Source organism: Acinetobacter sp. YQ_14 (assembly GCF_043102985.1).
GTDB lineage: Bacteria > Pseudomonadota > Gammaproteobacteria > Pseudomonadales > Moraxellaceae > Acinetobacter > Acinetobacter venetianus.
Genome location: NZ_JBICJJ010000024.1, coordinates 274,681 through 288,429 on the forward strand (window position 1 = coordinate 274,681; position 13,749 = coordinate 288,429).

At 37.4% G+C, this 13,749-nt stretch carries 13 protein-coding genes; 1 reads left to right on the top strand and 12 read right to left on the bottom strand.

The features are described 5' to 3' along the window. Nucleotides 1–47 precede the first annotated feature (47 nt). Nucleotides 48–314 carry a metal/formaldehyde-sensitive transcriptional repressor gene (locus ACF8D3_RS14530; RefSeq protein ID WP_004878410.1) on the top strand — a complete coding sequence of 89 codons (267 nt, stop codon included), beginning with the start codon at nt 48–50 and terminating at the stop codon, nt 312–314. On the opposite strand, the gene ACF8D3_RS14535 is transcribed toward ACF8D3_RS14530, so the two are convergent. The 12 genes from ACF8D3_RS14535 to ACF8D3_RS14590 all read right to left on the bottom strand — a co-directional run bounded on the left by ACF8D3_RS14535 (nt 309) and on the right by ACF8D3_RS14590 (nt 13,709). After that, the gene (locus tag ACF8D3_RS14535) at nt 309–926 is read right to left on the bottom strand and encodes an ATP-binding cassette domain-containing protein (protein ID WP_392472087.1); all 618 of its coding nucleotides are present in this window, start codon (nt 924–926) and stop codon (nt 309–311) included. The genes ACF8D3_RS14530 and ACF8D3_RS14535 overlap by 6 nt on opposite strands. Further along, complete coding sequence (gene modB / locus ACF8D3_RS14540; protein WP_004878408.1) at nt 923–1,615, bottom strand: molybdate ABC transporter permease subunit; 693 nt, start codon at nt 1,613–1,615, stop codon at nt 923–925. The genes ACF8D3_RS14535 and modB overlap by 4 nt, the downstream gene beginning before the upstream one ends. A gap of 7 nt (nt 1,616–1,622) precedes the next feature. Further along, complete coding sequence (gene modA, locus ACF8D3_RS14545; RefSeq protein ID WP_392472090.1) at nt 1,623–2,390, bottom strand: molybdate ABC transporter substrate-binding protein; 768 nt, start codon at nt 2,388–2,390, stop codon at nt 1,623–1,625. A gap of 163 nt (nt 2,391–2,553) precedes the next feature. Next, complete coding sequence (locus ACF8D3_RS14550; RefSeq protein ID WP_007481631.1) at nt 2,554–2,817, bottom strand: PAAR domain-containing protein; 264 nt, start codon at nt 2,815–2,817, stop codon at nt 2,554–2,556. Nucleotides 2,818–2,847: 30 nt separating this feature from the next. Next, entirely contained in the window at nt 2,848–3,615 is a 768-nt protein-coding gene (locus ACF8D3_RS14555) for an OmpA family protein (protein WP_392472091.1), read from the bottom strand. Between the two features lie 2 nt (nt 3,616–3,617). Beyond that, on the bottom strand, nt 3,618–4,577 hold the full coding sequence (gene tagF, locus ACF8D3_RS14560) for a type VI secretion system-associated protein TagF (protein ID WP_392472093.1): 960 nt from the start codon (nt 4,575–4,577) through the stop codon (nt 3,618–3,620). A gap of 34 nt (nt 4,578–4,611) precedes the next feature. Further along, on the bottom strand, nt 4,612–8,424 hold the full coding sequence (gene tssM, locus ACF8D3_RS14565; protein ID WP_392472095.1) for a type VI secretion system membrane subunit TssM: 3,813 nt from the start codon (nt 8,422–8,424) through the stop codon (nt 4,612–4,614). Nucleotides 8,425–8,452: 28 nt separating this feature from the next. Beyond that, on the bottom strand, nt 8,453–9,877 hold the full coding sequence (locus tag ACF8D3_RS14570; RefSeq protein ID WP_392472097.1) for a hypothetical protein: 1,425 nt from the start codon (nt 9,875–9,877) through the stop codon (nt 8,453–8,455). After that, entirely contained in the window at nt 9,877–10,872 is a 996-nt protein-coding gene (gene tssG / locus ACF8D3_RS14575) for a type VI secretion system baseplate subunit TssG (protein ID WP_392472099.1), read from the bottom strand. Before tssG ends, ACF8D3_RS14570 begins: the two co-directional genes overlap by 1 nt. Further along, entirely contained in the window at nt 10,836–12,644 is a 1,809-nt protein-coding gene (tssF, locus tag ACF8D3_RS14580; protein ID WP_392472100.1) for a type VI secretion system baseplate subunit TssF, read from the bottom strand. Before tssF ends, tssG begins: the two co-directional genes overlap by 37 nt. Before the next feature lie 12 nt (nt 12,645–12,656). Next, nucleotides 12,657–13,133, bottom strand: a complete 477-nt coding sequence (tssE, locus tag ACF8D3_RS14585; protein WP_007481642.1) for a type VI secretion system baseplate subunit TssE — start codon at nt 13,131–13,133, stop codon at nt 12,657–12,659. Between the two features lie 72 nt (nt 13,134–13,205). Beyond that, nucleotides 13,206–13,709 (bottom strand): type VI secretion system tube protein Hcp, encoded by a 504-nt coding sequence (locus ACF8D3_RS14590; protein ID WP_007481644.1) that lies wholly within the window; start codon nt 13,707–13,709, stop codon nt 13,206–13,208. Nucleotides 13,710–13,749 lie beyond the last annotated feature (40 nt).

Below are 13,749 nucleotides of genomic sequence, written 5' to 3' on the forward strand. Positions count from 1 at the left end.
CTTTAAAATATACTCCCCTACAGTATATATTTTTTTGGAAAAAAAGTATGTCTCATCTCCATCATGACAAGAAAATTTTAAATCGGGTTAAACGAATCCAAGGACAAGTTGCGGCTGTTGAAAAATCCATACTCAACCCAGAAAGCTCATGTATTGAAGTTTTACAACAAGTTGCCGCAGTCAAAGGTGCGGTAAATGGTTTAATGAATCAGCTCATAGAGCAACATTTAAAACAACATGTGCTGAAAGATGCAGATCATGTAAATGATGAGGAAATGCAGAAGTTTTTAGCTTTGTTACAACGCTACTTATAAATACCAAATGTCTTCGGTCAGTTGTTCAAGCTCTGATTTGTCATGGCTGACATAAAGCATAGGAATCTTTAATTCATTTTTAACCATTTGAAAAAAAGGAATAATTTCAGCTTTATGATCAGCATCAAGCGCAGACAACGGTTCATCCATTAACAATAAATGAGGTGAATATAACAACGCACGTCCTAATGCAACACGTTGTTTTTCTCCACCAGAAAGCTTGATCGGCATACGCTCAGTCAAATGTCCTAATTTAAGCAAATCTACAATATAGTCGAGTTCAAACTGACTTTGCTCTGGTCGAATATACTTAAAACCAAACAACAGATTTTGCATTACATTCTTATGAGGAAATAACTGCGCATCTTGAAAAACTAAACCAACACGGCGCTGTTGCGTGCTCAGGTTTATTTTATGTAGGTGATCAAACCACGTCTGACCCTGAACTTTTATCCATCCAGATTGAGGCGTAATCAAACCTGCAATGCTATGAAGAATTGTTGTCTTGCCCGAACCCGATGCACCAAATAGACCAACTACAGCATGTGCAGAGCTATAAGCTTGATCAAGGTGAAACTGCCCTTGCTGGATCGAGATATGACAATCAATCATGATGAAAAACCACGTTTATTTCTTTGATAACGGTTGAACCATTGAGCAAACCACAATGCAAAAAATGCAACCGACAATGAAATCATAATCAATCGCCAAACAGCCGTCTCAGTATCTGGTTGTTGCATCAAACTATACATCGCCAAAGGTAAAGTTCGTGTTTCACCTGCAACATTACCTACAAAACTGATGGTCGCGCCAAACTCACCTAAGCTACGACAAAAGCAAAGAATTCCACCCACTAAAATTCCACTACTAGCTAAAGGCAAGGTCACTTGCATGAAAGCACCAAGCGAAGAAGCACCCAAAGTTTTGGCAGCCATTTCTAAACGTTGATCAACCAGCTCTATTGCTAAGCGTACCGATTGGACCAGAAGTGGAAAACCCATAACAGCGGAAGCCAACACAGCTCCTTTCCAATTAAATGCAAACTCCAATCCATAAGGTGCGAGATATTGCCCAATTAATCCACGATTTCCAAAAACTTGTAGTAATAAATAACCCGGCACCACTGGAGGTAAAACTAAAGGAAGAAAAATGAATGTTTCGAATAGAGATTTACCAAAAAACTCTTTTCTTGCTAGAACCCAAGCGATGAATACGGCTGGAACCAGACTAAAGATGAGGCAACTTGCAGCCACTTTGCAAGACAGCTTCAGTACTTCTAACTCATCTGGGCTTAATATCATGACTGAATCACTTTAATACGCTAAACCCATACTTCTGAAATATAGTTTTAGCCTGCTGACTTTGTAAAAATTGATAGAACTTTACTGAATCCGCATTCTTTTCAACTAGACCAATCGGGTAAATAATTGGAGGGTGAGTGTCTTCTGGGAAAATACCTGCTATCACGACGTCTTTGCTGATAGCAGCATCTGTTGCATAAACAATTCCAGCTTGGCATTCTCCCCTAGCAACAAAATTTAAAGCCACTCGAACGTCTTCTGTTTCAACAAGTCGAGGTTTTATCGTTTCCCACCATCCGAGTGAGTTTAAAGCTTGCTTGGCGTATTTTCCGACTGGAACACTATTGGTCTCCCCTGTACATACCTTACCTTGTAGTACCTTACTTGGATCGAACCCTTTAACCATTTTAAGTTTTAGAGGATGATCTTTAGGGGTTATGAGCACAAGGCGATTCCCTAATAAATTAATACGATCTTTGGCGTTAATGATTTGTTTATTCTGTAAGTAATCCATCCATTGTATGTCTGCCGACATAAATACATCAGCTGGAGCACCTGCCTCAATTTGCTTCGCTAATGTTGAAGACCCAGCATAGGAGGTTTTCACTTGCGTCTTATAATTTTTTTCATACAACACATCTAATTCATTTACTGCATTGGTTAAGCTGGCAGCAGCGTAAATGGTTACTGAATCAGCTGCATAGATTTGAGAGCTTATTAATAAACTTCCAAAAATCATCCCTATCGTATGTTTCTTATGTCTTTTGATCAGCATTTTCTATCCTCACATTTCGATATATTTCCAAAAACATATCGCTTGATAAAGATACACTAAAAATGACATTTAGCTAATCATTCTTTCAAATTTAAGGGAAACGTATCGGCTAGAATACTTAGTTAGCAAAGTATTTTAAGCTCTAATATCTCTTAAAATAGATTTATCCCTTTACCACCAAACTCTGCTTAGGCAACAACTTACAACCACATGACAAAGCATCATTTACTCTTGCCACAGCTTTACCCATCACTTGAACTGTGGGATCACCCGCAACAATTGTGGCAACTGTTTGATGCTTTGGACAAGTTGCTTTATCGCCAACACAAGCAACAGGAATACCTTCAACTAAAAAACTACTATTTCCAGTAATTACTTGCCCACCACCTGTCGTTGGACAGCCAATAACAATATAAGGTGTTGCCATGCGGATATCTCTCTTATACTTTTCAATAAATTAAAGTACTTCAAACTCGATTCGACGATTTTTTCTACGTCCATCAGCAGTTGCATTGTCAGCGACTGGCTGGCTAGAGCCTTTACCCTCTGTACTCAAACGATCAATCGCAATATTTTTACTTACTAAATAGCTTTGTACAGCTACAGCACGTTCTTGGCTCAAAATTGTATTTTTAGCTGCATCACCAGAACTATCAGTATGACCAATAATTTTGACTTTCTTAGTACCTACTTTATTTAACGCGACAGCCATTTCATCAAGAATACTTTTACCTGCCGCAGTTAATATTGCACTTCCTGATTCAAATTCGATGATGCGATTTTTAAGCGCATCGTCAATAATTTTTTGCTCGGCTTGATTTACTGTAAGTTGTGCACTAAAACGATAAGGCTGTTGAACCAATGATTCAAATTTCGATGTTGTTGGTGTTATCTCATTCCGGTCAGTCATTTTTCCTGTCAATTCGATCTGAGTGCCACGAACATTCAATTGACCCTGCTTCACTTTTTTTAAATCAGAAGTAATGACTTGAGTAACAGAATCACTCCAATCATTAGGCGCAGAAACAGGTCGTACTTGTATTTTGTCTACGACTTGGTCTGCACCATAAACCGACTGCATTTTAGTTAAGATCGCCTGTTTGCTTGCATCATTCGGTACAACACCCTCTACGACTATCGGGGCAGCATTAATCGCGGCACTGTAACTTAAAACTGTTAGCCCAAAAGATAGTGTAGTCAATATCACTTTCGAATTATTTTTCATCGTTACTCATCTAAAAAAGTTTGTCTGAAAAGTTTTAAACCTTGATTTAGGCTCAATTGACGCTGGCAAAGAGATTGCTCTAATGTCGCAAGACCTGCATTCTGTTCAAGATAAGCATCAATCCACTGTGCTTGAATCAAAGAAACCCAATGCTCACTCTGCATGTTCTGAGTGAAAATATCACTCAGTGCCATGATGTCTGCACCTTGAAAGCCAATAAACAGAAGTGGTTCATCGCGATGTAAAATCCCTATTAACACCTCGGTATTACTACCTCCTAAGAATCGACCAATCATTCCTACCCAAAAAGCAGCGATTTCATAACAATACATATGGTTATTAATTGGAAGAATCAGCACTTTATTTAAACGGCTTGTACCATTATTTAAAATTGGCTGTAACAAAAGTCCAAGACCAATCATACTTTGAGCCAATTCATACACATTGATCTTCATCAATTGAGCAAATGAGTGCATCGTATGATTTTCATAAAAGCTATTACATTCAGTGGATGTAAATACTTGAATAACATTCGGTAAATTATTCAACTTTTCAATCATGATATTGGTATCAGCAATACTACGAAGAACTCTATTTCTTTGGAATAAATCCACCAAAACAGCTTTATAAATGTACGGCGCTTGCAAAAGGTTTTGGTATGGTTGTTCAACCTCAAGTAGCTGACTTACCACCATTGGAAAAGCACGTCCAGAACTGTCTTGACTTGCAATCAAATTTGCAGCCAAAAACATTGGCTCGGCTGGATTTGCAATAAAGAAGTCAAGTGCAGGTAAGGAAGCGTAGCGTTGTTTAAACTCAGGAGTACGCATTGCAAGCTCTAATGCTTCAGTAATCCACTGATCAAGCACTTGGATCAAAGCATATTGACCTTTGGACTTAATGAAATCCCCTCTTGCAGGTGTCTTTCCATAATACAATGGGGTGCTTTTTAATTGCTGCATATCAGCACCTCTTGCTTAATGATGATCATCCCTATCATTGCTGTACTGCTCCTGATTGTGGTGATAAAACTGGCGGTGCTTTCACCCCCTCTCCAGCTGGCGTTGCTTGCGCTGCAACAACACGAACAGCTTTGTCTGTTACCACTTTATCAACCAGTTTCAATCCAGCATATCCACGACTAGATCCAATATTTCCTGAGCTATTTCCACTGATCAATCTGAACTTCACTTTAATTGAAAGAGATGGCTCAGCCTTGCTCGTCCACGTCATTTCAAAGCTGCCATTTTGTTCTTTGCGTTGTGCCGCATCAATCAAACGGTTAATCCCATATTCGCCGGGCTCTTCAAAAATCGTATGCGTCTTACCTTCCAAATCTACAGCCGTGATGCGCGCACCAGGAATCGCTCCCTTATTTGGCCAAACGAAGTTCACCCACTGCTGAATACCATTTTCAAAGACCATTCGCTGACCATCGATATCAATCGTGTAAGACAAATACTGTGGATTTTGTAATGGATAAAATTGGAAATTAGACTGATTTGAAGTAGGCGCAGCAGCAGGCTGATCTAAACTGCCTGTCGCCATCCCATTGATTGGTGCAACATATTGCTGGAAAGCCATAACAAATTGTGGATTTAAACTAATACCTAAATCTTTCCACGTTTTTGAAGTAAGAACGTATCCTCGGCGTATGACAAATGGATCTAAGGCTTCTTTAACAAATCTAGAAATGCTTCCAGTCTCACCAAAAATTTGAGCAATTTCATTACTTGTTGCTTGTAAAGTAACACCTGAATTAAAGGGATATTTTTGACTTAAATTCGCTTGGAATGGTTGATAAGCTTGAATACCCCATAGTTTGTTTAATTCATCCTGAGTCGGAACAATCAAACTTGCAAATGATTGCGTTAATGGTCCCATCAGTAGCTTTTGCAATAACTGCTGGTCAGTGTCTTTCAAACCGACCATCATTTTTTCATCAACATATTTCTGAGTTACATTAAAGACTGAGCTTTGATCATTAATGGTTTGTTTCACCAATGTCATCGCACTCGGTCCAATTTCACCAGCAGTTTTTAAATCATTAAACTTACTACGCACTTGAGCAAGATTGTTCATGTACTCATCAAACAACGATTTATCTTGCAAATCATCCCGCTTACGAACTAGCTGATAGAACATTTGATATTCTTGAGAGATCGCACCTTGCGCTTTATTCACTGCCTGTGCAGCAGCTTTATCGTCGGTATTATTTAAAACTTTTCGTTTAAACCATGCCACAAAACCTTTTTCAGGCACAGCAAGTTCAGCTTGCACAATCGGATTATCCCAGTTCGTCTCTATTGCAATCCGTTGTAATAATGCTCGAATTGGCGAGTTTTCAGGTTCACCCAAAACATCAATCGTTTTTACTTGTTGGCTGAATTGATCGGCTTTTGCGTAATAAATTCCGTTCAGAAACTTCTTCCACTCAGCTACATATTCTTGTTTATATAACGCAACCAATTGCTTACGAATCTGTTCAGGACTACCAGAGAAAGTCAAATCATCAGATTGATTGCTGTTCAGCACCCAATCCTTACTATCGGTTGGTTTATTTGCGGCATCATCAATTGCTTGTTCTACATATTCCTCCCATGCTTTATGAGTAAATACACCTGGTAGCGCATAACTTCCCAAAACAATATTACGATTTTGCTCACCCACGATTTGACCAACCGTTACTGCAGGGAAGCGCACTGCGGCACGCATTTTAATTTCGTTATAGACACGATCTCGCGCAGGCATACCACGTATAACAGACAATAAAACTTGGCGTGTTTGGTCGACGACTTGCGCATCTGTTTCTAAAATAGGGAAATCTTCTTGATTAGTTAAAGACATCGCATAAGATAAAATTTTCTCAGCATCTTGAATCATCTCACCACGCGGCATATCACCACGATTTACATCTAACCACGAACGCCAGAATCTAGACACCTGATCACTCAAATGACTACTATCCATATATTCAGGATTGCTCAACATAAGATATGCTTTCAAGGCGTTATAGGCATCTTGAGGATTGCTATCAGATGGCTCTAAATATTGTTGAGTCTTGGCAACTTGTTTAATTTCAACATTTGCATGATTGGCTTTGAGCGTTGCCTCATTATTTTTCACACGCTGTAAATACTGCGCAATATTTTGCTGTGTTGGAGTTAAAACAATCTGTTGTATCCCTTTCAGATACTCAGCCTTTAGACTTTCGCGTAACTGATTGCCTTGATATAAACCAAAACTAAATTTTAAAGGGCGATTTGCATCAAATTCATCTAGCTGTTGTAAACGCTCTTGCAAAATCAGTAAAGATTCAAGTTGGGTTGATAATTGTTGTCCAGATGCTTTTTCTAAATGTACAACTTTATCTAAATCCGCCTGAACATCTGCAATCAATTGCTGATTATTTCGATATGACCATACCCATACACCCAGAACCAAAGACACACCCACCAAAGCAGCAATAAAAGCAATATAACGCTGACGTTTTTTAGCAGGATTAATATGTTGTTTAACGAGATCCTTATCTCGTAAGATCACATTCGAGAAAAGACCTTGTAAGAAGTAACCATGATTAGGTGTAAGCGAAGAGTTTATTCCATCCTGATCTTGATTTGAGATTTGCTGTAATTGGAATTCTTGGGCAATATTTTCAGTCATTGGACTTTCAATAGCGCCTTCCTGTAAAGCACTAGTGAAATAAAAACCACGGAATACAGGTTGGAACTGGTAAGGATTTTCTTCGAATAATGTTCCAATAAAACTTTTCAACGCTGGTTTTAGCGTTTTAAACTCTAGTGGAAATGTCATGACGCTTGGTGAAATATTTTGTGAATGACGACGACTCAAATGCGTTGTACTAACACTTTTTAGTCCATCGTAAAGAATACTGTAATGCTTATCGAATAATTCAACTGCATTATGAGATGAACTTTGCTCATAGGGTAAAGTAGCACCCCAAGCTTGATTGTATTCTTGAGATTCATAGCAATCGAAGAACTCAGTAAAACCAGCAATTAAGTCCATTTTTGAGAAAACTAAATAGACAGGAACCACAACTTCTAGTTTTTCAGTCAAATCTTGAATTCGAGCACGTAGATTTTTAGCTAGTTTTAATGAACTTTCAGGACTTTGGCTAATCAACTCAGCAATACTGACAATCACAATAAGGCCGTTCACAGGTGCTTTTGAACGGTTTTTCTTTAATATATTTAAAAAACCTAACCATTCAGAATGGTCTTCGGAATAAACTGAATAACGCCCTGCTGTATCTAATAAAATACCTTCTGTTGAAAAGAACCAATCACAGTTACGCGTTCCACTCAAACCGGCTGATACCATTTTTTGATGTGTTTCTTCAAATGGAAACTTCAATCCAGAATTATAAATTGCAGAACTCTTCCCTGCGGCTGGATTACCGATCACCATGTACCAAGGCAATTCGTATAAAGCAGCATTGCCCTTTTTGTCACCCAGTTTAGATTTACGAATCAATTGAATTGATTCTTTAACCTGTTGATTGATCAGTTGCAACTCGGCTTTATCTTTTTGTTGACCATTTTCTGAGTTGCCCTCTTGCTCTATCGCATTAGCAAGCTCTTCGCCTTGTGCAGCATGACGTTTTCTTTGTATTAACCAATAAATTCCATAAACAATTAGCCCCAAAGCATAAGTCGCAGCCAACGCCCAAAAGATATGGCGAGGAATAGAAGAATATGAGGAAATAAGCGCCACAAATAATGATAAGGCAATGATTGCCTTAGGATTTGTGATGTACTGCCATAGATAACCTAAAATGATGTACATTGAGTTCTCGAATTCTTAATAAAATTAATCAATCAGCAATTGCGACACTTTCCTGATCTGCTGAGACCTCTGGGAAAGTTTGAAAAAATGCTTTTAAATCTTGACTATAAACAAATGCAACGTATTGATCCGAAAGCTGAGCAGCAAGCATCACTGCAAAAACTTTTGCGACATTTAACGTATTTCCAACTGCAGGTTTACAGTACAAATAATGATGTTGCTCAACTGAACTTTGTCCAAAAAACTGCTCAAGTCTCTTTACAACTTTGATGTCTGATCCATCTTCAGCAACAAATACAAATGGAGCTTCATCTTGATATTGCGGTAAATCATGGATATCTAACTCTTTAAATATTTGATTTAAATTATTTTGATGAGCAACCAACTTTAAAGTTTTTAAAGGCTGAAACTGCTCTATTTCTAGACAAGGGTGCGCCACAAAACAACTACTGATAAATTCAGCTGGAATATACACTTTCGCACTCCAGCTCTTTTCATCAATAACATCCTGATCAATTTCAGAATCGACAGCAATCAACCATGAAATTTCATGAGGTTGTTTTTGAATACGATCAAATAGTTCAAGTAAATACTGATCAGAAGATGCTGCACTCACAAAGTGATATTCGATATGCAATTTTTGCGGAATGATTTCTAAATCATAAAAAATGGTCTGAATATATTCATTACAATCGTGTTCATTCCACGTATGTAGGAGATCTTCAGACAGTAGAATATGTAAATTGAGTTTGTCTATACGATAAACTTGTTGAACCTGCTGAGGTTCTAGATCTTCTTCACTATCATGCGTTGGATCAGTCCAAGCAGGATGCATACGGTATTCATACAGATTTTGGCTTTCATAGAATAAACTTGAAGCTTTTAAATGCTGAGAAACCCGCATGAGGAATTCAGTATTTTGTTCAATTTGATGCTGAAGCAATGCGGTAATACGTTGCTGACGAATTGATAGAAAATCTTGCTCAGATTCTTCATCATGTCCGAGTTGTTGATCTAGATCAGCAACTCGATAAGATAAAATCGGTAGTCCTTGAAAATTCAAAAGCGCTGTATCAAGTTGTGCGCTCGTAAATTGTTTGATCCCTTCAACAATTGCATCATTTTCACCAAAGGAGTGATAAGCACTCGCAGCAAATACATTCAATGCTATCCATTGACTAGGTTGATTAACTTGTTCTACATCAACCTTCTGATCACTCCCCTCATCTTGTTGACTCAATGCCTGCTGCTTTTTCTTCTTGCGATGTTGGTAAACGCTATAAACAAACCAAGGTGAAAGTAAAACAACTGTGATAACAAGAGGGAGAAAAATAAAATAATTAATTAAATCAGCAGATTCAGGTTGATACTGTATGTCACGCCAGTAAAAAATCACAATCAGAGCAACCAATACAAAGCAACTCATCAAAGTTGCAAGGATTTTCTTAATCATTATGCCGCTCCCAAAAGTGCATAACGAGTTTCCTTGTTATGATGCAGTTGTTCTGATGGCATTAGAAATGTACCCTGCCCCAAGCCCAACTCATGGCTAGAATCAAGACACAGAGGACTGACGTTATCTTTATCTAAAATCAACCGAACATCGATAAATAAAGTTGGGCTACACCAAGTTTGGATGAGATCTTTTAATTTTTTATTTAATGGTTGATTTGGTAAAAAAGCTAAATATTTTTCGCGTGATAGTGGACCAATTTGGATTTCAATCTTGCCATCTATCTGCTCAACCGTGTCACCACAAAACGTGTTCACACCAAGTAAACTTGGGTTTGTGCCCCCTAGCGTTGTTTTTTGATCTTCGCCTAACTTAAATTTTTCTTTTATAAATTCCTCAACATTGACTTGTTCATTAAAAACACAGGATAAAACGGTTTTCAAAGCGTGTGCCGTGTTGTTTTGCCCTTGCATCAAACCAGAAAATTCAGCGAAATATTCATCTAAATCATGTTGTTGATGCTGAGCACGAACATAGCCATTCAAAGCATGCAAGATATCAAGATAATGATTTTCTTGTTCTATTTCATAACGGATAGGTAAATTATAAGTAAGACTTGCATCTACATATTTAGCGGTGAGATTATGGTTAAATAAACCAAGAAATTCTTTAATCTCAAGTCGTTGTTGTCTTGAGCTTTGCTTTACCTTATTGGTATACGTATATGGTAAAGCTCCTTGTGTTCCTGTTAAACCGACAATCAAATTAGTCAAATGAATACGATCATCTTGATAACTTAATTCTTCAATTTCTGTCACAGGAAAACTTAAGCTAAAAGAAGTGTCGAACTTAAAATCAGCCGACCAATTTTTTACGCTACTGCTATTGGGTACATGACGCAATAATCGTGTTGACTGAATAAACTCAAATGCACTCGATCGATTAAAAACCTGATCAACTACAGAAGTGTCTTGCCACCAACGTTCTGAACGCATTGGTACATCTCCTGCTGATGAATACTGTCTTTAACCACGACATCGACGAAACTATTGATTTGGACTTTTAGATTAAAAATATGGCTTAATAATTGAATGAAAATATATAAGCTATGTCCTCTAAATACACTACTATTCACAGTCAACTCAGCTTGAACACCTCGAATAAACATTGGAAAAGGCTTTGCATGAACGAGCTTATTCGTTGTCGAGAAACTCAGACTTTTAAGCGCATCAATTAACAAAATATTTTCTTTTGAATGTGGCAAGTTATACAAAGCAAGCAATTCTTTAACATGACTCAAAGCATCCCCTTTCATCAAAGCCAAAGTGTTCAAAGACAAATGTGAAATGATGCGCCATTGTTCATTTTTATTTTGATCAAAATAGAATGGAGATGTTGGACGCTTTAAAATCAGGGCGCGTCTTGCCAGACTACTATCATTCAAATTTAAAATATTATTGCTTTGACTCAAAGCTTCATTTGGCAAATCGCCATTTGAGCAAAGTAATTTCGTACTGATGAAATCTGATTTTATTTCATAGGGTTTTAGGTCTTTTGAAATGATTGAATATCCCATTTGCTTATGTTTGCTTCGGGAAGTTAAATAATTCAAAGAATAGAAAAATTGTACTTTGTCATTGTGATAATGACTCATTGCAAAAAAAGGCAATACAGGAAGATGTGTCTGCTCCTGATTTGTCTTTTCTCGTACCATATTCATTCCAACAACTGAATAAACATGATAAAGCTCAGGATGATGAGCATCTGTAATGAGTGGATATTGCAATTGTGTATGAGAAATTTTTTGTGGTTCAGCCTGCTTTTCAAATAAGTTAATCGCAGGTGTAGTAAATAATTTGAAGTTTGCGACATTCAATTCGGAGTAATTACGAACAACGGCTTGATCATTTAAATTGAGCTTAAGATGAATCAAGATTTCAAAATGATTGCTACTCCCTACCAGTGTCTTGAGTTGGCTTAGATCCAAGTTTAAATAGTTAAACTTCTCTGGGAAGCAAAAATACTCCATCAACAAACGATAAGCATGGTGAGTATGCTGATCAATAGGCAACAAACTTTCTTGCTCAGTAAACCCCATCACTTCAAAAGGATTATCAATTTGGACTAACCGCTGCCCGACACGAACCGAAAAACCAGTCTCTTTTCGAAAAATGCTATCTAAAACCTGCAATGGGAAATTAGAAATTGCATCTAAATAAATTGATAACTTTTCATCTAAAACCCAATTCTGCGTATCATTGAAGATTTCAAATTTTAAGCTAAGTGATGCATTTTGATTTAAATGCATATGACTGCTTGGAGACGTCTGGAACGCTAAACTTGTTAATGTAATCGGCAATAATCGAACCGTATTCGTACTATTAAACTCACACTGTACCCCTTTAAAACTACGAGATTTCAATGTGGTTTTTTGAGGAATGATATGTGCTGTTGTAAGTTGCTTAATTTTATTTATATCTTCAAAACTAACTACTGTACATGCAGGGAAATGGCGTAGATATTGAGGGAACATAACCTCAAACAAGGAATGAGTAAAAACGTCATAACTATCTGCTAATTTTTTATCAATACGTGCAGCAATAAGTGAAAAAGCTTGAATAAGCCGCTCAATATGTGGGTCATCAATTTGTTCTTGGTTTAATGACAGACGTTGCGCAATTTTGGGATATTTCTGCGCAAACTCTCTAGATTGCTGGCCAAACTCTTGTAATTGTTTTTCGTAATACGGTAAAAGTTGTTCTATCACGGTACGCTCACACTAAGTTCTAGCAGAAATAACATATTGCTGTGTTGTCGGTTTCAGTAAAGCGTCGAAAAAAACAGGTTCGTACAATGGGTGAATGTTTAAGTACGCTTGAATACTTAAGCATAGTGATCCCATATTGTGACCATCTAATAACATCTCAACTTTAATCTGACGTAACCGTGGTTCATGCGCAGCGATAGACTGTTCGATAGACTGACAAATTTTATCCCGATCCAAAGGATTCGCTGTTGAGAGTCCTACGAAATCAATAATTCCAAACTGCAAAATAGATTGTTTTGCCAATGGATAGTCATCCATGTCTTCATCAAACTGTGCAATACGACTATTAAGTAAATCCTCTAAATCACGAGCAACAGATTCTCGTAATTGCTGAATAGATAAACCTCTTAAATAATCTTCATGCTCAGGAACTAAACGATCAAATAACGTTGATCGAAATCCATAAGGATATAAATGATCTAGATTCATTTCACAAAACAAAATATGGGAGAAATAGAGGCTAATGAATAATTAACCTCTATTAGAAAATCACGATATCTATTACGCAGCGTATGAAGCTGTGTTATTAGAAAGTGACCATTTCTTAGTAACAGCACCTTTCGCAGTACCGTTAATATCTTGTTGATTATATGTCCACTCAACAGCAGCATATTTCAAACCAAATGCTTCTGTTGGTACACCTTCTTCATTTACAGTTGGTGTCACGCTTGATACAAGCACATGCTTCAATTTGATTTGTAAGTACTTGATGCGCTTATCACCATTTGCACGGTAAAAATCGATTTGTACTTCATCAAATGTATAACCAGCAGAACATGCTTCCCAAAGTTTAGGGCTTGTTGCATCTAAATCTTTAACAAAGATCATGTCTGAGTGTTCAACACGTTCAGCAGTATGGCCACCAACACTACTCGAAGTAGCTGATTTTGGTTGGCGGATGTTGTGCGACCAAGAGTTAACTTCTAGCCAACCTTTGTGCTCAGAGTCACGAGACTCACCATCCACTTTATATTTGCCGCGAAACTCAACGTATATATCTTTCATTTAAAAATTACCTCTATTTATTTAAAGTTATTATCTAGCT